The following is a 20,403-nucleotide window of genomic DNA, read 5'->3' as shown; positions in this document are numbered from 1 at the left end:
CGTGACATCCGCCACCCCGCCCTGTAGTCTTTGACAAAAGACAAGGGAACATCCGTGCGCATTCTACTGGTGGAGGACAATATCGCGCTGGCCGACGGGCTGTCGGCCATTCTGCGCGGCACCGGCCATGCCGTCGATGTCGTTAATGACGGCGCTTCCGCCAATGCGGTGACGGCGGCGGAGAGCTTCGACCTCGTGGTGCTCGATCTCAACCTGCCCGAAATGGACGGCCTCGACGTTCTGCGCGCCATGCGCGCCCGCCAGAACCAGGCCGCCGTCCTCATCCTCACCGCGCGCGGCACCCCCGAAGAGCGGGTAAAGGGTCTCGATCTCGGCGCCGACGACTACCTGATCAAACCCTTCGACATCTCCGAATTCGAGGCCCGCGTCCGCGTCCTCCTGCGACGCCAGGCCGGCCTGCATTCGGCGACAGTCAGCTTCGGCGGCCTGTCGCTCGATCTGAATTCGCGCGCCTTCTTCTCCGGCGGCACACCGCTCGACATCCCCGCCCGCGAGCTCGGCCTGCTCGAAATCCTCTTCATGCGCGCCGGCAAGGTCGTCGCCAAGGAAGCGATCATCCAGTCGCTCACCGCCTTCGACGACGACATCTCCGCCAACGCCATCGAACAGTATGTGAGCCGCCTGAGAAAGCGCCTGGCGCCGCATGGGCTGACGGTGAAGACCGCGCGTGGGATCGGCTACTATCTCGACAAGCTGCCCGAGCCCGCGCCTGGCGCCGCCACGCCCGAGGCGCCATGACCGCAGCCTATTCGCTCCGCCGCCGGCTGCTCTTCTGGCTGCTGATCTCCACCGCCGTCATCGGCGTCGTGGCGCTCGCCGATACCTACCGCGAAGCCGTGCAGACCTCCAACATCGTCTCCGATCGCGTGCTTGCCGGCTCGGCGCTGGCGATCGCCGAGCGCGTCGTGGTTGCCGAGGATGGTTCGCTCCAGGTCGACATTCCCTATGTGGCGCTGGAAATGCTGACATCCGCGGCACAGGACCGCGTCTTCTACCGCGTCGACGGCCCGCCCGGCCAGTTCATCACCGGCTACCAGGCGCTGCCTGTCATCAAGGAGACGAAGGGGGACGGCGCCGTCTTCGCCGACGATCGCTTCCGCAACGAGCCGATCCGTGTCGCAACCCTCAACCGCTCGGCCTCGACGGGCATCCGCTCGGTGCCTTTCACCGTCACCGTCGCCGAAACCACCATCGCCCGCCGCCAGCTCGCCCGCGCCATCCTGCTGCGCTCGGCGCTGCGCCTCTCCGTGATGATCCTCGGCGCCGCCATCATCGTCTGGATATCAGTCACGGTGGCGCTGCGCCCGCTCTACAAGCTGCGCGACGCGATCGGCGAGCGCAGCCCCGATGACCTGCACCCGATCGAGCAATCCGTCCCGAGCGAAGTGCAGCCGCTGGTCGATACCGTCAACGGCTTCATGATCCGGCTCGAACAGGCGCTGGACGCGCTGCGCAATTTCACCGGCAATGCCAGCCACCAGTTGCGCACCCCGCTCGCCATCATCCGCACCCAGCTGGCGCTGTCGGCCCGCGCCACCTCGCTTTCAGATGCCCAGGCCGTCGCGCTGAAGGGCGACCAGGCCGTGGCCCACGCCGAACGCGTGCTGGCGCAGCTGCTCTTAATGGCAAAGATCGACGCCGCCACTTCACGCGAGGCGCTGACGGCGACCGCCATCGACCTCACCGCGATCGCCCAGGAGATCACCGGCGAGCTCATTCCGATAGCATCCGCCGCCGGCATCGATCTCGGCTTCGAGGGCGACGGGCAGGAGATGATCCGCGCCGAACCGCTTCTGATCGGCGAACTCCTGCGCAACCTCGCCGGCAATGCCATCGCCTATGCCGGCCATGGCGCCGAAGTCACCGTCCGCATCCGCGGTCTCGACGATGCCGTCCTGCTTGAAGTCGAAGACAACGGCCCCGGCATCCGGCCCGACCAGCTCGACACGGTCCGCCGCCGCTTCTCCCGCGCCGACCAATCCGGCGCCCCCGGCGCGGGATTGGGATTGCCGATCGTCGAGGAGATTTGCGGGTTGTTCAATGCCACGCTCGACCTCGGTCCCGGTGGCGATGGACGGGGGCTTAAGGCAGTGGTGACGTTTGCCAGAGGATGAGGAGATCATCGATACGGAGGGCTACGTGCCCGTCCTACAGCTGAATTAGACCTGCTTCTGTCGATCTGAAACCGCAACCACGATAAAATGAGGCCAGGTGCGGTTCAAAGTCGACATGCAGCCATGTTGCGCCTCTGTCTCGCGCAACATGTATCGCTTCCTCGACCAACATAGTGGCGATCCCCTTCCCTCGCATGGCCGGTGTGACGCAGGTGTCCAGAATAAATGCGTGCAGACCACCATCCGTCGCGACGTTGACAAATCCTACCAGACGCGGGCCCTCGTAAGCTCCGAGATGGGTGAGACTGCAAGCGAGTACCTTACCGAAATCCCGCGCCTCATGACCGCCCCAGGCTTCCACCCAAAGGCCGTTGAGTTCATCATCCGACGGAAACGGATCGACCTTGATAACGATCCCGGCCGTTCCCGCCTCGGCACCGGCATCGTTGATCTCCTCGATCGAAAGCGTCCTGCCGTTGGTCTTGCCCCTCAGCATGCCGCCGAGTTCATGCCAGGAACTGCTGCCCCTGGCTGCTTTGAGTTCCGCGCGCCCATCTGGCAGCAGATCGATCCTGATCGCCTCGCCGGGTCGGATTCCGAGATGCTCCAACACCTCTTTCGGCAAAGTCGCGTTGCCCTGCTCCGTTACCGTCACTGTCGTCATGAAATGATCTCCGATCCAGCACGATGATACGGCAGAAATGCACGACCGCCAAACCACCCCATCCCTACCTTGCATTCTCTCGCTGCATTGCACACACTGCACTTGGGAACAGCAAATGCCGTACAACGATACGGCCGCGGATAAGGCAGTCCATGTCGATCAAAGCCAGCATCTATCACCTGACGCACTACAAATACGACAAGCCGGTCCGCCTCGGGCCCCAGATCATCCGCCTCAAGCCCGCGTCGCATTCCAAGACGCGGGTAATCAGCCATTCGCTGAAGGTCTCGCCGGCGAACCATTTCGTCAATCTGCAGCAGGACCCCTACGGCAATTATCTGGCCCGCTACGTCTTCCCCGACCCGGTGACGGAGTTCAAGATCGAGGTCGATCTCGTCGCCGACATGACGGTTTACAATCCCTTCGATTTCTTCGTCGAGGAGAGCGCCGAGATGTGGCCCTTCTCCTATCCCGAGGACATCCGCGAAGACCTAAAGATCTACATGCAGCCGCAGCCGGTGGAGCCGGCGCTCGCGACCTATCTCGCGGGCATCGACCGCACCCCAATGCGCACCACCGACTTCATCGTCGGCCTCAACGCCCGGCTGAAGAACGACATCGAATACGTCATCCGCATGGAGCCTGGCGTGCAGTCGCCGGAGGAGACGCTGAGGCTGGCGCTCGGCTCCTGTCGCGACAGCAGCTGGCTACTCGTCGAGATCCTCCGCAATCTCGGCTTCGCCGCCCGCTTCGTCTCCGGCTATCTCATTCAGCTGACGCCGGACCTGAAGGCGCTCGACGGCCCCTCCGGCACCGAGGTCGATTTCACCGATCTCCACGCCTGGACGGAAGTCTATATCCCCGGCGCCGGCTGGATCGGCCTCGACCCGACCTCGGGCCTCCTGACCGGCGAAAGCCACATCCCGCTCGCCGCCACCCCGCATTACCGCAACGCGGCCCCGATCTCGGGCGCGCTCTACGGCCACGCCAACACCGAATTCGCCTTCGACATGAGGGTCTCGCGCGTCGCCGAGCATCCGCGCATCACCAAGCCTTTCTCAGACGACAGCTGGGACGAACTCAACGCGCTCGGCGCCAAGGTCGACGACATCCTGCGGGCCGAGGACGTCCGCCTCACCATGGGTGGCGAGCCGACCTTTGTCTCCATTGACGACTTTGAGTCCGAGGAATGGAACACCGCCGCCGTCGGCCCGACCAAGCGCGAGAAGGCCGATATCCTGATCCGCAAGCTGCGCGAACGCTTCGCCCCTGGCGGCTTCCTGCATTACGGCCAGGGCAAGTGGTATCCCGGCGAAAGCCTGCCGCGCTGGACCTTCTCGCTCTACTGGCGCAAGGACGGCAAGCCGATCTGGCGCAACCCGGAGCTGATTGCCGGCGAAGGCAAGGACACGGGTGTGAAGGCCGACGACGCCGGCAACCTGCTCGGCGCCATCGCCCGTGAACTGGCGATCGATACCGACCTGGTGCTGCCGGCCTACGAGGATCCGGCCGAATGGATCATCAAGGAAGGCAGCCTGCCTGATAATGTCGACCCTTCGAACTCGAAACTGAAGGACCCCGAGGAACGCAGCCGCATCGCCCGCGTCTTCGAGCGCGGCCTGACCACGCCGACCGGCTACATCCTCCCCGTCCAGGCCTGGAACGCTCAGGCCTCGGGCCAGCGCTGGATGAGCGAGCGATGGAAGACGCGGCGCGGCAAGATCTTCCTCGTTCCCGGCGACAGCCCCGTGGGATACCGCCTGCCGCTCGGCACCCTGCCCTACGTACCGCCCGCCCGCTTCCCCTACATTCACCCGGCAGATCCCTCGATCCCGCGTCAGCCGCTGTCCGAAGTCTTTGTTCCCGCCGGCCGCGCCATGCCGGAAGCGTCCCGCCACAGCGACGACAGCGCCACGCAGGGCCGCGTCGAGCAGACACTCGGCGAAATCGGCGGCGCCGTGCGTACCGCCATCTCGGTCGAGCCGCGCGACGGCAGGCTCTGCGTCTTCATGCCGCCGGTCGAGCGCATCGAGGACTATCTCGAGCTGATCGCGGCCGCCGAAAACGCCGCCACCGAGCTCGGCCTGCCCGTCCATATCGAGGGCTACTCGCCACCGCAGGACGAGCGCATCAACGTCATCCGCGTCGCTCCCGATCCGGGTGTCATCGAGGTGAACATCCATCCGGCCTCCAACTGGCAGGACTGCATCGACATCACCACGGCGGTCTACGAAGAGGCCCGCCAGACGCGCCTCGGCGCCGACAAGTTCATGATCGACGGCCGCCATACCGGCACCGGCGGCGGCAACCATGTGGTGGTCGGCGGCGCCAATCCGGGCGACAGCCCGTTTCTCCGCCGCCCGGACCTGTTGAAGAGCCTTGTGCTCCACTGGCAGCGCCACCCCTCGCTCTCCTACATGTTCTCGGGCATGTTCATCGGCCCGACCAGCCAGGCGCCGCGCATCGACGAAGCCCGCCACGACAGCCTCTACGAGCTGGAAACCGCGCTCGCCCAGATCCCCGCGCCAGGCCGCGGCCCGACACCCTTGCCCTGGATTACCGACCGCCTGTTCCGCAACCTCCTGATCGACGTCACCGGCAACACCCACCGCGCCGAGATCTGCATCGACAAGCTGTTCTCGCCCGACGGCCCGACCGGCCGCCTCGGCCTCGTCGAGTTCCGCGGCTTCGAGATGCCCCCGAACGCGCGCATGTCGCTCGCCCAGCAGCTTCTGGTCCGCGCCCTGATCGCCCGCTTCTGGCAGAACCCGGCCGATGGCCGCTTCGTGCGCTGGGGGACCACGCTGCACGACCGTTTCATGCTGCCGCATTTCGTTTGGGCTGATTTCCAGGACGTGCTTGCCGACCTCAGGCAGAACGGCTTCGACCTCAGCCCCGAATGGTTCAAGGCCCAGCTCGAATTCCGCTTCCCCTTCTGCGGCGAGGTCGAATACGAGGGCTCGAAGCTGGAGCTGCGCCAGGCGCTGGAGCCTTGGAACGTCATGGGCGAGGAAGGCGCGATCGGCGGCACCGTGCGCTATGTCGACAGTTCCGTCGAGCGCCTGCAGGTCCGTCTCGAAACCAGCAATGCTGAGCGCTACACCGTCACCTGCAACGGCCGCACCGTGCCGCTGACGCCAACCGGCACCTCGGGCGTCTCGGTCGCCGGCGTCCGCTTCAAGGCCTGGCAGCCGGCATCGGGATTGCACCCGCTGCTGCCGGTCAACACACCGCTCACCTTCGACATTTATGATACATGGTCGAAACGTTCGATCGGCGGCTGCATCTATCATGTTGCCCATCCGGGCGGGCGTAACTATGACACCTTCCCGGTCAATGGTAACGAAGCCGAAGCCAGGCGCCTGGCGCGATTCGAGCCGTGGGGGCATACGGCGGGCGGCTATATTCCGCCGGCCGAGAATGCATCGCCGGAGTTCCCGCTGACGCTGGATCTGAGGCGGCCGGCAGGCATATAGACGGAATTAGACCAGGGGTTCATGGGCAAGAAACCGGCAAGAGAGCTGAGGGCAGAGACGAGCGGCCGCGCCGGCAAGGACGCGACGCGCGGCTATGTGCCCCTGCCCGGCGTCGCCGATGAGATGGTCGACCGCGATGGCGCCATCCGGCCCGTCTGGCAGCGCTTCATGGCGCATCTCGCCACCATGCCCGAAAAGGACCTGAGCGAGCGCTTCGCCCGCGCCGACCGCTATCTGCGTGACGCCGGCGTCTTCTATCGCGCCTATGGCAGCACCAGCGGCAGCGGCGAGCGCTCCTGGCCGCTCTCACACGTCCCCGTCCTCATCGACGAGCGGGAATGGGAGGAGCTATCCGCTGGCCTCGTACAGCGCGCCGACCTGCTGGAAGCGATCGTTGCCGATATCTATGGCGAGAACCGGCTTGTCGAGGAGGGCATTCTGCCGCCCGCGCTGATCGCCGCCAATCCGGAATTCCAGCGCCCGCTGGTCGGCGTCACCCCGGCTGGCGGCCACTACCTGCATTTCTGCGCCTTCGAGATCGGCCGCGGCCCCGATGGCAACTGGTGGGTTCTGGCCGACCGCACGCAGGCACCGTCCGGCGCGGGCTTCGCGCTGGAAAACCGTGTAGCGACCACCCGCGCCTTTTCCGATATCTACGCCGAAACCCCGGTCCACCGCCTTGCCTCCTTCTTCGGCGCGTTTCGCGATGCGCTGCAGGGCATGAAGCACAGCGGCGACGACCGCATCGCCGTGCTTACGCCCGGCCCCGCCAACGAGACCTATTACGAGCACGCCTATATCGCCCGCTATCTCGGCTTCATGCTGCTTGAGGGCGAGGATCTGGCCGTGCTCAACGGCAAGGTCATGGTCCGCACCGTCGCCGGCCTGAAGCCCATCAGCGTGCTCTGGCGCCGTCTCGATTCGGCGTACGCCGATCCGCTGGAGCTGAACCAGAGCTCGCATATCGGCACGCCGGGCCTCGTCGACGCGCTGCGCGCCGAAAACGTCACCATCGTCAACGCGCTGGGATCAGGCATCCTCGAGACCCGCGCGCTCTTGGCCTTCATGCCGACCATCTCGCGCAAGCTCTTCGGCGAGGAGCTGAAGCTGCCCTCGATCGCCACCTGGTGGTGCGGCCAGAAGGGCGAGCGCGAGCATGTCGCGGCCAATATCGAGAAGATGGTGATCGGCCCCGCCTATTCCCGCGCCCCCTTCTTCGACGACAACGGCGAATCCGTGCTCGGCTCGGCGCTGCGCGCCACCGCCCGCGATTCCATCGGCGACTGGCTGAACACCGATGGCCAGAAGCTGGTGGGCCAGGAAACCGTGACGCTGTCGACCACGCCTGCCTGGATCGGCGGCAAGCTGACGCCGCGGCCGATGTCGTTGCGCGTCTTCGCCGCCCGCACCAAGAATGGCTGGCAGATCATGCCCGGCGGCTTCGCCCGCATCGGCGCCGGCGACGATGTGGCGGCGATCGCCATGCAGTCGGGTGGTGCGGCTGCCGACGTCTGGATCGTCTCCGACAAGCCGGTAGAACGCCACACACTGCTGCCCGCCGAAAGCACTTTTACCCGCAACATGCCGGGCAGCCTACCGAGCCGCGCCGCCGACAACCTCTTCTGGCTCGGGCGCTACATCGAGCGCGCCGAAGGGGCGCTGCGCATCCTGCGCGCCTGGCACGCCCGCTTCGCCGAGGCCGCCGATCCAAGCCAGCCGCTTCTCGCCGACGTCTCCGCCTATCTCGCCGCCGTCGATATCGACACCGCCGACGCCGTGCCGGAAACACTGCTGCGCAACATCGAGAGCGCCGTCTATTCGGCGAGCAACATCCGAGACCGCTTCTCGCCCGACGGCTGGCTGGCGCTGACCGATCTCGCCAAGACCGCGCGCCGCTTCCACGCCACAGTCTCCTCCGGCGACGACGCCAGTCACGCGATGACCATCCTGTTGCGCAAGCTCGCAGGCTTCGCCGGCCTGGTGCACGAAAACATGTACCGCTTCACCGGCTGGCGCTTCCTGTCGCTCGGCCGCCACATCGAGCGCGGTTTGCACATGACGCGCCTGCTCGGCCACATGTCCGGCCCCGACGCCCCCGACGGCGCGCTCGACATGCTGCTCGAGATCGGCGACAGCGTCATGACCCATCGCCGCCGCTACAACGTCAACACCGCCCCGCTGACGGTGACCGACCTGCTTGCGCTCGATCCGCTCAACCCGCGCTCGATCCTGTTCCAGATGAACGAGATCCACCGCGAGGTCGAACAGCTGCCGAACGCGCTGGTCAACGGCCAGATGTCGTCCTTCTACCGCGAAGCCATGCGGCTGCATTCCGGCCTTGCCGTGATGACGCCGGAAGCCATGACCGGCGAAGTCTACCTGCGGCTCGAGCGCGAACTGGAGAGCCTCTCCGATCTGCTCGCGCAGACCTATCTCGGGTGATCCAAGTGCTCTACGACCTCAACATGCACATGGGCTACATCTACGACATCCCGGCCTCGGGCGCGCGCCACATCATGCGCCTGATGCCGCTGTCGCTGCCCAACCGGCAGCGTCTGGTGGCAGGCTCCATCACAATCTCGCCGACGCCGGACGAGCAGTCGCATTTCATCGACTTCTTCGAGCACCCCGCCACCTCCTTCATGGTGCGCGCGCCGCACGAGAAGCTCGACATCCGCATGCAGGCCCGCGTGCAGGTGGAAAGCCATTCGATCGTTGCCGACTTCTCGCCCGTGCTGGCCCACCTCCCCGACGAAATCGCCGCCGTCTGGTCGCTGAAGCCGCAATCGCCGCACCATTTCCTCGGCAACAGCCCGCGCCTTTTCGAAACGCCTCTCATTTCGGAATACGCCCGCGACAGCGTCCTGCCGCATCTGACCGTCCTGCAGATCGCCAACGCGCTTTGCGCCCGCATCCACAAGGACTTTACTTACGACGGAGAGGCGACCACGGTCGACACCACGCCGGCCGAGGCCTTCCGGCTGAAGCGCGGCGTCTGCCAGGATTTCGCGCATGTGATGATTCTGGCGCTACGCAGCCTCGGCATTCCCGCCGGCTACGTCTCCGGCTTCCTGCGCACCATCCCGCCTGCAGGCAAGGAACGGCTGGAAGGCGCCGATGCCATGCACGCATGGGTCCGTGTCTGGTGCGGCGAGATGAGCGGCTGGGTCGAGCTCGACCCGACCAACAACATCCCCGCCGGCACCGACCACATCGTCGTCGCCTATGGCCGCGACTATGACGATGTCGCCCCTGTCATCGGCGTGCTGAAAAGCTACGGCAGCCAGCAGACGGTCCAGGCCGTGGATGTCATTCCGCTGAAATAAGGCAGCCCCTCGGTTGCACGAACGCGCAATATGCACCCAGTTCGCGTATTGCGCGATAAATACGCCCGGAAAAGCAACAACTCCCTCGAATTTTAACGATCCGGTAAAGCCGAGCTCAATACTCGTGGCGCATGAATATCGTCAGTATTGGGGCACTAACACGGTGAACATGATGAGCACCCTTCATTGGCTGAAGTCGAGCGTAGCCCGGCTGCGAAAGAATACTGACGGCAATTTCGGAATGATGACCGCGATCATCATCCCGGTGCTCATCGGCAGCGCCGGCGTCGCCATCGACTTTTCCAACATGGTGCTGCAGCAGCGCCAGCTTCAGGAAGCGTCGGACTCTGCCGCGCTCGCGGCTGCGACGGCGCTGTCCAACGGCAAGGTGACGACCGACGCCCAGGCGCAGGCTCTGGCGAAGGACTTCATCGCCGGCCAGATGGCCAATTACGTGGGCAGTACCGATGCAACGGCTCTGAAAAACGGAACGACGGTCGATATCACCACCACGACCACGGCGACGAGCAAGAGCTACAAGGTGAAGGTCAACGCCGCCTACAACATGAACCTTACGCCGTTCATGAAGGTGTTTGGCCAGAACAGCGTTTCGATCGCCAGCAACAGCACGTCCACCAGCGGTATCAGCGAGCAGCGCAGTGCCGTGTCGATGACGCTTGTCCTCGACCAATCCGGCTCGATGCTCGCGGACACCTCTACGCTCGATAAGACGAAGACGAAGTGCGTCAGGTATGACGAGTCCGGCTCGCAGATCACCGAAAAAAGCGGCGGCAAGACAACCACCGAATTCAGCCCATGCTACATCAAGAAGATCGACGCGCTGAAGACGGCCGCCAATCTGCTGCTGGACGAACTGGACAAGGCTGATCCTTCGAAACCCGCCAAATACAGCCGCACCAACGCCATTGGCTGGAACAACATTGTCCGCAACTCCAGCGCCTTTGCATGGGGCACCACTAACACGCGCACGCTTGTCAGCCAGCTGGCGGGCGGCAACGGTACGGAATCCTACGCTCCGATGAAACAGGCCCATACCGGCCTGCTTGACAGCCCATCGGGTTCGGAAGCGAAGGTACAGGCGGCGGCCGGCAACACCAAGCTCACGAAGTACATCGTCTTCATGACCGACGGCAACAACAACGCCACCAGCTCCGACACCAAGACGCTGGACGAATGCACGGCGGCTAAGGATACCGACAACATCAAGATCTACTCGGTCGCCTTCATGGCCCCCGCCGGTGGCCGCGGACAGGCACTGCTCAGGAGTTGCGCAAGCAGCGCGAGCTACTACTTCCAGGCCGAAAGCATGACCGATCTCGTCTCGGCCTTCCAGAAGATCGGCCAGGATGCGGCTTCCGACAAGACGCTGCTGACCCAGTAAGCCTCACCACCCGCAACAAATAAAAAGCCGCTCCGGAACAAACCGGAGCGGCTTTTCGTTTGCGTTCAATCCGGAGTATCAGATTCGGAAAATCGATTGAAATCAAGTCCTTTCCACCGCCGAAGCGACGGCATCGTCAAAAATTTCGTTTGCGTAAATCGTTTGTTGCAACTGCGTAGTAACGGTGCATAAACTGCATCTTTAGTGCGTTAGCAAATCGATTAAATCACGCGTAACATACTGAAAACCAATCAGAACTGGCGAGGACTGACGATGACAACCATTGCGAAGCCCACCATCCCCTCCCCCGCCCCGCGCAGCTCGAAGCCGGAGATCCTCGCAGAAGAGATCATCGAGCGCCTGACCTACCGCATCGGCAAGGATGCCAAGGTCGCCAAGCCCCACGACTGGCTGACCGCTACCATCCTCGTCATCCGTGACCGCATTATCGACAAGTGGATGGAAAGCACCCGCAAGGTCTACGCGACCGGCGACAAGCGCGTCTATTATCTGTCTCTGGAATTCCTCATCGGCCGCCTGATGCGCGATGCCGTCTCGAACCTCGGGCTCATGGAGCAGGTTCGCGATGCGCTCGCTTCGCTCGGCGTCGATGTATCGGTCATCGCCGGCCTCGAGCCCGATGCGGCACTCGGCAATGGCGGTCTCGGCCGTCTCGCCGCCTGTTTCATGGAGAGCATGGCGACCGTCGATGTCCCCGCCTATGGCTACGGCATCCGCTACGTCCACGGCCTCTTCCGCCAGCAGCTGGCCGATGGCTGGCAGGTGGAGCTGCCGGAAAGCTGGCTCGCGCATGGCAACCCCTGGGAGTTCGAGCGCCGCGAAAGTGCCTATGAGATCGGCTTCGGCGGCACCGTCGACGTCGCCAACAGTGCCGATGGCGAGCCACGCTATGTCTGGAAGCCGGCCGAGCGCGTCATCGCCGCCGCCTTCGATACCCCGGTCGTTGGCTGGCGCGGCAAGCGCGTCAACACGCTGCGCCTCTGGTCGGCCCAGCCGATCGACCCGATCCTGCTCGACGCCTTCAACGCCGGCGACCATATCGGCGCGCTGCGCGAGAGCAACAAGGCCGAGAGCCTGACCCGCGTTCTCTATCCGGCCGACGCCACGCCCGCCGGCCAGGAGCTGCGCCTGCGCCAGGAGTTCTTCTTCTCCTCGGCATCGCTTCAGGACATCCTGCGCCGTCACCTGCAGCAATACGACGATTTCACCTCGCTGCCCGACAAGGTGGCGATCCAGCTGAACGACACGCATCCCGCCGTTTCCGTTGCCGAACTGATGCGCCTGCTCTGCGACGTGCACGGCCTGGAGTTCGACCAGGCCTGGGATATCACCCGCGGCACCATCTCCTACACCAACCACACGCTGCTGCCCGAAGCGCTGGAAAGCTGGCCGATCCCGCTATTCGAGCGCCTGCTGCCGCGCCACATGCAGATCATCTACGCGATCAACGCCAAGGTGCTGCTCGAAGCGCGCAAGACCAAGAACTTCTCCGACACGGAGATCCGCTCGATCTCGCTGATCGAGGAAAGCGGCGAGCGCCGCGTGCGCATGGGCAACCTGGCCTTCGTCGGCTCGCACTCGATCAACGGCGTTTCGGCGCTGCATACGGATCTCATGAAGATCACGGTCTTCGCCGACCTGCACAAGCTCTATCCCGACCGCATCAACAACAAGACCAACGGCATCACCCCGCGCCGCTGGCTGCAGCAGTGCAATCCGGGCCTGACCTCGCTGATCCGCGAGACCATCGGCGACGATTTTCTCGATGACGCCGAAAAGCTGCGGCCGCTGGAGAATTTCGCCGGCGACAGCGCCTTCCAGGAGAAGTTCGCCGCCGTCAAGCGCGCCAACAAGGTGGCGCTCGCCAATCTGGTTGCATCGCGCATGGGCGTGAAGATCGACCCGTCGGCGATGTTCGACATCCAGATCAAGCGCATTCACGAATACAAGCGCCAGCTCCTGAACATCGTCGAGGCGGTTGCCCTCTACGACCAGATCCGCTCGCACCCCGAGCTGGATTGGGTACCGCGTGTAAAACTCTTCGCCGGCAAGGCGGCGCCGAGCTATCACAACGCCAAGCTGATCATCAAGCTGATCAACGACGTCGCCCGCACCATCAACAACGACCCGGCCGTGCGCGGCCTGCTCAAGGTCGTCTTCGTGCCGAACTACAACGTCACGCTCGCCGAGGTCATGGTGCCCGCCGCCGATCTCTCCGAGCAGATTTCGACCGCCGGCATGGAAGCGTCCGGCACCGGCAACATGAAGTTCGGCCTGAACGGCGCGCTCACCATCGGCACGCTCGATGGCGCCAACGTCGAAATGCGCGACAATGTCGGCGAGGACAACATCAAGATCTTCGGCCTGCGCGCCGACGAGGTCGCCAACCTGCGCGCCGAAGGCCACAATCCGCGCGCCGTCATCGAAGGCTCGCGCGAGCTGTCTCAGGCGCTCTCCGCCATCAGTTCCGGCGTATTCTCTCCCGACGACCGGAACCGGTACACCGCCCTCATCGACGGCATTTATGCCCATGACTGGTTCATGGTCGCCGCCGATTTCGACGCCTATGCCCAGGCGCAGCGCGAGATCGACCAGCTATGGACGGATGTCCCGGCATGGCAGACGAAGGCGATCCTCAACACGGCGCGGATGGGCTGGTTCTCGTCCGACCGGACGATCCGGCAATATGCCAAGGAAATCTGGAGAGCGGGATGAAGACGCCGAAGGCCGGCCCTGAAGTCAAACGTCCCTGGGAAATTGCCGCTGACGAGATAGCGGCGATCCTTGCCGGCTCGCATTTCAATCCCTTCGCCGTTCTCGGCGTGCATAAATCGGGCGAGCACTATGTCGCCCGCTGCTTCATTCCCGGCGCCGAGGAAGTGACGGCCATGTCGCTCGACGGCAATGTCGTCGGCGAACTCGTGCTACAGAATCCCGATGGCTTCTTCGCCGGCACGGTGTCGCTGACGAAGCAGCAGCCGGTGCGCTACCGCGCCCGCCGCGGCGATGCCGAATGGGCCGTCACGGACCCCTACAGCTTCGGTCCGGTCCTCGGGCCGATGGACGATTACTATGCCCGCGAGGGTTCGGACCTGCGGTTGTTCGACAAGATGGGCGCCCACTGGATCAAGCATGAAGGCGCGCAGGGCATTCACTTCGCCGTCTGGGCGCCGAATGCGCAGCGCGTCTCCGTCGTCGGCGATTTCAACAACTGGGACGGTCGCCGCCACGTCATGCGCCTGCGCGCCGGCGCCGGCATCTGGGAAATCTTCGCTCCCGACGTGCCGACCGGCGTCGCCTACAAGTTCGAGATCCGCGGCCAGAATGGCGTGCTTCTGCCATTGAAAGCCGATCCCTTCGCGCGGCGCAGCGAACTGCGTCCGAAGACCGCCTCCGTCACGACCCCCGAACTGTTGCAGGAGTGGGACGACGAGGCTCACCTCGATCACTGGCGCACCACCGACAAGCGCCGGCAGCCGATCTCGATCTACGAGGTCCATGCCGGCTCCTGGCAACGCCGCAACGACGGCTCGTTCCTCTCCTGGGACGAAATGGCCTCGCGGCTGATCCCCTACTGCGTCGACATGGGCTTCACCCATATCGAATTCCTGCCGATCACCGAGCATCCCTACGATCCTTCCTGGGGCTACCAGACGACGGGCCTCTATTCGCCGACCGCCCGCTTCGGCGAGCCGGAAGGCTTTGCCCGCTTCGTCAACGGCTGCCACAAGGTCGGCATCGGCGTCATTCTCGACTGGGTGCCGGCGCATTTCCCGACCGACGAATACGGGCTGGGCTGGTTTGACGGCACAGCACTTTACGAGCATGAGGATCCGCGCAAGGGCTTCCACCCCGACTGGAATACCGCGATCTACAATTTCGGCCGCACGGAAGTCGTGTCCTATCTCGTCAACAACGCGCTCTACTGGGCCGAGAAGTTCCATCTCGACGGCCTGCGCGTCGACGCCGTCGCCTCGATGCTCTACCTCGACTATTCCCGCAAGCACGGCGAGTGGATTCCCAACGAATACGGCGGCAACGAGAACCTGGAGGCCGTGCGCTTCCTGCAGAACATGAACACCCGCATCTATGCCGAGCATCAGGGCGTCATGACCATCGCCGAGGAATCGACCTCCTGGCCGAAGGTGTCGCAGCCGGTGCACGAAGGCGGCCTCGGCTTCGGCTTCAAGTGGAACATGGGCTTCATGCACGACACGCTGAGCTACATGAGCCGCGAGCCCGTTCATCGCAAGCACCACCACAACGAGCTGACCTTCGGCCTGCTCTACGCCTATTCGGAAAACTTCGTTCTGCCGCTCTCCCACGATGAGGTGGTGCACGGCAAGGGCTCGCTGATCGCCAAGATGCCTGGTGACGACTGGCAGAAATTCGCCAACCTGCGCGCCTACTTCGCCTACATGTGGGGCTATCCGGGCAAGAAGCTCCTGTTCATGGGCCAGGAGTTCGCTCAGTGGAGCGAATGGAACGAGGCCGGCCAGCTCGACTGGAACCTGTTGCAATACCGCATGCACGAGGGCATGCGACGTCTCGTGCGCGATCTGAACTTCACCTATCGCAGCAAGCCGGCGCTGCACGCGCGAGACTGCGAGGGCGACGGCTTCGAATGGCTGATTGCCGACGACCACGAAAATTCGGTCTTCGCCTGGCTGCGCAAGGCGCCGGGCGAGAAGCCGGTGGCGGTGATATCGAACCTCACGCCTGTATACCGCGAGAATTATGCCGTGCCCTTGCCTTCGGAGGGGCGCTGGCGCGAAGTCTTGAATACCGATGCCGACATCTACGGCGGCAGCGGCAAGGGCAACGGCGGACGCGTGCAGGCGGTCAACGCCGGAGGCACCATTCTTGCCTCGATCACCTTGCCGCCGCTGGCGACGATCATGCTTGAACCCGAGAACTGAAGACTGGTGGGAGGATAACAATGGTAGAAAAACGCATTCAGCCACTTGCCCGCGATGCAATGGCCTATGTTCTCGCCGGCGGCCGGGGAAGCCGCCTGAAGGAACTCACCGACCGCCGCGCCAAGCCAGCGGTCTATTTCGGCGGCAAGTCGCGCATCATCGACTTCGCGCTGTCCAACGCGCTCAACTCAGGCATCCGCCGCATCGGCGTCGCGACGCAGTACAAAGCGCACTCGCTGATCCGCCACATGCAGCGCGGCTGGAACTTCTTCCGCCCCGAGCGAAACGAGAGCTTCGACATCCTGCCGGCCTCGCAGCGCGTGTCGGAAACGCAGTGGTATGAGGGCACCGCCGACGCGGTGTTCCAGAACATCGACATCATCCAGGACTACGGCGTCGAATACATGGTCATCCTGGCCGGCGACCACGTCTACAAGATGGACTACGAGTACATGCTGCAGCAGCATGTGGATTCCGGCGCCGACGTCACCATCGGCTGCCTCGAAGTGCCGCGCATGGAAGCGACAGGCTTCGGCGTGGTGCACGTCGAAGAGAACGACCGCATCATCGATTTCGTCGAAAAGCCCGCCGATCCGCCGGCCATTCCTGGCAAGCCGGAAAGCGCCTTCGCCTCGATGGGCATCTACGTCTTCCACACCAAGTTCCTGATCGAGGAACTGCGCCGCGATGCGGCCGACCCGAATTCCAGCCGCGACTTCGGCAAGGACATTATCCCTTACATCGTCAAGAACGGAAAAGCGGTCGCCCACCGCTTCGCCAATTCCTGCGTCCGCTCCGATTTCGAGCACGAGCCCTACTGGCGCGATGTCGGAACCATCGATGCCTACTGGCAGGCCAACATCGACTTGACGGCAATCGTCCCCGAGCTCGACATCTACGACAAGTCCTGGCCGATCTGGACCTACGCGGAAATCTCTCCCCCGGCGAAGTTCGTCCATGACGACGACGACCGTCGCGGTTCGGCTACGTCCTCGGTCGTCGCAGGCGATTGCATCATCTCGGGCGCGACGCTGAACAACAGCCTTTTGTTCACCGGTGTCCGCGCCAACTCCTACTCCAGGCTGGAAAGCGCTGTGGTTCTGCCGAGCGTCAAGATCGGCCGTCACGCCCAGTTGAGCAATGTGGTGATCGACCATGGCGTCATCATTCCGGAAGGGTTGATCGTCGGCGAGGATCCCACACTCGATGCCAAGCGCTTCCGCCGCTCCGAGGGCGGGATTTGCCTCATCACGCAGCCGATGATCGACAAGCTGGATATGTAAACGATGAAAGTTCTTTCGGTTTCGTCCGAAGTCTTCCCATTGATCAAGACAGGGGGCCTCGCCGACGTGGCGGGCGCCCTGCCCATCGCGCTCAAGCGGTTCGGCGTCGAAACGAAGACCCTCATGCCCGGCTATCCCGCCGTCATGAAGGTCATTCGCGATCCCGTCGTCAGGCTGCGGTTCGATGATCTCCTGGGAGAACCGGCGACGGTGCTGGAAGTGCACCACGAGGGTCTCGATATCCTCGTGCTCGACGCCCCCGGCTATTACGATCGCCCGGGCGGCCCCTATCTAGACCAGACCGGCAAGGATTACCCCGACAACTGGCGCCGCTTCGCCGCACTCTCGCTTGCGGGTGCGGAGATCGCCGCGGGCCTGATGCCCGGCTGGCGCCCCGATATCGTGCATACGCATGACTGGCAGGCGGCGATGACCTCCGTCTACATGCGCTACTACCCGACGCCGGAAGTGCCGAGCGTGCTCACCGTGCACAACATCGCCTTCCAGGGCCAGTTCGGCGCCGAGATCCTGCCCGGCCTGCGCCTGCCACCGCACGCCTACTCCACCGAGAGCATCGAATATTACAACAATATCGGCTTCCTGAAGGGCGGCCTGAAGACCGCTCATGCGGTGACGACCGTTAGCCCCTCTTACGCGCAGGAAATCCTCGAAGCCGAGTTCGGCATGGGTCTGGAGGGCGTCATCGCCAGCCGCATCGATTCCCTGCACGGCATCGTCAATGGCATCGACGCGGACATCTGGAACCCGGCGACTGATCCCGTCGTCCATACCCACTACACCGCGACCTCGCTGAAGAACCGCGCCGAAAACCGCGCCTCGATCGCCGATTTCTTCGGCCTGCATCATGACAGCGCGCCGATCCTCTGCATTATCAGCCGCCTGACCTGGCAGAAGGGCATGGACCTGATCGCCGCCTCCGCCGACGAGATCGTCGAGATGGGCGCCAAGCTTGCGATCCTCGGTTCCGGCGATGCCGCGCTCGAGGGATCGCTCCTGGCCGCTGCCGCCCGCCATCCCGGCCGCATCGGCGTATCGATCGGCTACAACGAGCCGATGTCCCACCTCATGCAGGCCGGCTGCGACGCCATCGTCATTCCCTCCCGTTTCGAGCCCTGCGGCCTGACGCAGCTTTACGGCCTGCGCTACGGCTGCATTCCGATCGTCGCGCGCACCGGCGGCCTGAACGACACGGTCATCGACGCCAACCACGCCGCACTTGCGGCCAAGGTGGCAACCGGGATACAATTCTCGCCTGTAACCAAATCCGGCCTGTTGCACGCGATCCGCCGTGCGCTACATCTCTACACCGATCAAAAAGTCTGGACCCAATTGCAAAAGCAGGGCATGAAATCGGATGTTTCGTGGGAGAAAAGCGCCGAGCGCTATGCTGCCCTCTATTCAAGCCTCGCCCCGAAAGGCAAGTGACAGAACATGACCAAGTCCGTATCCACCACGCCTTACCAGGATCAGAAACCCGGCACCTCGGGTCTCAGAAAGAAGGTCCCGGTATTCCAGCAGCCGAACTATGCGGAGAATTTCATCCAGTCGATCTTCGATTCGCTGGAAGGGTTCCAGGGCAAGACCCTCGTCATCGGCGGCGACGGACGCTACTACAACAAGGAAGTCATCCAGAAGGCGATCAAGATGGCCGCAGCCAATGGCTTCGGCAAGGTCATTGTCGGCAAGGGCGGCATCCTGTCCACCCCGGCCGCATCGCACGTCATCCGCAAGTACAAGGCCTTCGGCGGCATCATTCTCTCCGCCAGCCATAATCCCGGCGGCCCGACCGAAGACTTCGGCATCAAATACAACATCGGCAACGGCGGCCCGGCGCCTGAAAAGATCACCGACGCGATCTATGCGCGCACCAAGGTGATCGACACCTACAAGATCGCCGATTTCCCCGACGTCAATCTCGACCGTATCGGCAAGGACGAACTGCCCGGCGGCATGATGCTTGCGGTTCTGGATTCCGTCGAGGACTACACGGCGCTGATGGAAGAGCTGTTCGACTTCGGCGCCATCCGCAACCTGATCAGCCTCGGCTTCCGTATCGCTTTCGATGCGATGAGCGCGGTAACCGGCCCCTATGCCAAGGAAATCTTCGAGAACCGCCTCGGCGCCCCCTCGGGCTCGGTCCGCAACTTCATGCCGCTGCCCGATTTCGGCGGCCATCACCCCGATCCGAACCCGGTTCACTGCAAGGAACTCTACGACGAGATGATGGGCGACGACGCCCCTGATTTCGGCGCGGCATCCGATGGGGACGGCGACCGCAACCTGATCATCGGCCGCGGCATCTTCGTGACGCCGTCAGACAGTCTGGCGATCATCGCCGCCAATGCCAATCTCGCACCCGGCTATTCCGGCGGCCTGACCGGCATCGCCCGCTCGATGCCGACCTCGGGAGCGGCCGACCGCGTCGCCGAGAAGCGCGGCATCGGCATGTACGAGACCCCCACCGGCTGGAAGTTCTTCGGCAACCTGCTCGACGCGAACATGGCGACGATCTGTGGCGAGGAGAGTGCCGGCACCGGCTCCAACCACGTGCGCGAGAAGGACGGCCTTTGGGCTGTCCTGATGTGGCTGAACATCCTGGCCGTGCGCGGCGAGAGCGTCCAGGAAATCGTCACGCAGCACTGGCAGACCTACGGCCGCAACTACTATTCGCGCCACGACTACGAGGGCGTCGACACCGAGGCCGCCAACGGCCTGGTCGACAACCTGCGCGCCCAGCTGCCGAGCCTGCCCGGCAAGACCTTCGGCCCGCTCAAGGTCGAGAAGGCAGACGATTTCGCCTATCACGATCCGGTCGACAAATCGGTGAGCGAGCATCAGGGCATCCGCATCATGTTCGAGGGCGGCTCCCGCGTGGTCTTCCGCCTCTCCGGCACCGGCACCTCCGGCGCCACGTTGCGCGTCTACATCGAGCGCTACGAGCCCGATTCCAGCCGCCACAATATCGAGACCCAGGAAGCGCTGGCCGACCTCATCGCCGCAGCAGAGGCGATCGCCGAGATCAAGAAGCGCACCGGCCGCGATCAGCCGTCGGTGATTACCTGACGTTTCTGAGAACTCAGCGCGTGCAGCCCCCTCATCCGGCTGCCGCCACCTTCTCCCCGTTGGGGAGAAGAGACCCGGAGCGGGCCGCTCGCG

12 protein-coding genes are annotated in these 20,403 nt (G+C 63.9%); 11 read left to right on the top strand and 1 reads right to left on the bottom strand.

The annotated features are described in order from the left end of the window. Window positions 1–54 precede the first annotated feature (54 nt). Window positions 55–759, top strand: a complete 705-nt coding sequence (locus QTL95_RS07710) for a response regulator (RefSeq protein ID WP_289719397.1) — start codon at window positions 55–57, stop codon at window positions 757–759. Beyond that, a complete protein-coding gene (locus tag QTL95_RS07705; RefSeq protein ID WP_289719396.1) occupies window positions 756–2,135 on the top strand; it encodes a sensor histidine kinase in 1,380 nt (459 codons plus the stop codon). Before QTL95_RS07710 ends, QTL95_RS07705 begins: the two co-directional genes overlap by 4 nt. Before the next feature lie 34 nt (window positions 2,136–2,169). Here the strand turns inward: QTL95_RS07705 and QTL95_RS07700 are convergent, their stop codons facing one another. After that, window positions 2,170–2,550, bottom strand: coding sequence for a GNAT family N-acetyltransferase (locus QTL95_RS07700; RefSeq protein WP_289719586.1), 381 nt, complete (start codon window positions 2,548–2,550; stop codon window positions 2,170–2,172). A gap of 401 nt (window positions 2,551–2,951) precedes the next feature. On the opposite strand from QTL95_RS07700, the gene QTL95_RS07695 reads away from it, so the two are divergent. From QTL95_RS07695 to QTL95_RS07655, 9 genes are all read left to right on the top strand, one after another. Further along, window positions 2,952–6,275 (top strand): transglutaminase family protein, encoded by a 3,324-nt coding sequence (locus tag QTL95_RS07695; protein WP_289719395.1) that lies wholly within the window; start codon window positions 2,952–2,954, stop codon window positions 6,273–6,275. A 21-nt stretch (window positions 6,276–6,296) separates the two neighbouring features. After that, window positions 6,297–8,717, top strand: coding sequence for a circularly permuted type 2 ATP-grasp protein (locus QTL95_RS07690; protein WP_289719394.1), 2,421 nt, complete (start codon window positions 6,297–6,299; stop codon window positions 8,715–8,717). Next, the gene (locus tag QTL95_RS07685; RefSeq protein WP_289719393.1) at window positions 8,714–9,601 is read left to right on the top strand and encodes a transglutaminase family protein; all 888 of its coding nucleotides are present in this window, start codon (window positions 8,714–8,716) and stop codon (window positions 9,599–9,601) included. The genes QTL95_RS07690 and QTL95_RS07685 overlap by 4 nt, the downstream gene beginning before the upstream one ends. A gap of 172 nt (window positions 9,602–9,773) precedes the next feature. Further along, window positions 9,774–11,003 (top strand): pilus assembly protein, encoded by a 1,230-nt coding sequence (locus QTL95_RS07680; RefSeq protein WP_289719392.1) that lies wholly within the window; start codon window positions 9,774–9,776, stop codon window positions 11,001–11,003. A 273-nt stretch (window positions 11,004–11,276) separates the two neighbouring features. Then, window positions 11,277–13,739, top strand: a complete 2,463-nt coding sequence (locus QTL95_RS07675) for a glycogen/starch/alpha-glucan phosphorylase (RefSeq protein ID WP_289719391.1) — start codon at window positions 11,277–11,279, stop codon at window positions 13,737–13,739. Continuing rightward, window positions 13,736–15,943 (top strand): 1,4-alpha-glucan branching protein GlgB, encoded by a 2,208-nt coding sequence (gene glgB / locus QTL95_RS07670; protein ID WP_289719390.1) that lies wholly within the window; start codon window positions 13,736–13,738, stop codon window positions 15,941–15,943. Before QTL95_RS07675 ends, glgB begins: the two co-directional genes overlap by 4 nt. Before the next feature lie 20 nt (window positions 15,944–15,963). Beyond that, window positions 15,964–17,226 (top strand): glucose-1-phosphate adenylyltransferase, encoded by a 1,263-nt coding sequence (gene glgC, locus QTL95_RS07665; RefSeq protein WP_289719389.1) that lies wholly within the window; start codon window positions 15,964–15,966, stop codon window positions 17,224–17,226. A 3-nt stretch (window positions 17,227–17,229) separates the two neighbouring features. Continuing rightward, window positions 17,230–18,672, top strand: a complete 1,443-nt coding sequence (gene glgA, locus QTL95_RS07660; RefSeq protein WP_289719388.1) for a glycogen synthase GlgA — start codon at window positions 17,230–17,232, stop codon at window positions 18,670–18,672. A gap of 6 nt (window positions 18,673–18,678) precedes the next feature. Then, window positions 18,679–20,310, top strand: a complete 1,632-nt coding sequence (locus tag QTL95_RS07655; protein WP_289719387.1) for an alpha-D-glucose phosphate-specific phosphoglucomutase — start codon at window positions 18,679–18,681, stop codon at window positions 20,308–20,310. The last annotated feature ends 93 nt before the right edge of the window (window positions 20,311–20,403 follow it).

The sequence above is a fragment of the Rhizobium sp. S152 genome, from assembly GCF_030380735.1.
Taxonomy (GTDB): domain Bacteria; phylum Pseudomonadota; class Alphaproteobacteria; order Rhizobiales; family Rhizobiaceae; genus Rhizobium.
The sequence above is the reverse complement of the archived record's forward strand: the minus strand, read 5'-3'. Positions and strand labels throughout refer to the sequence as shown.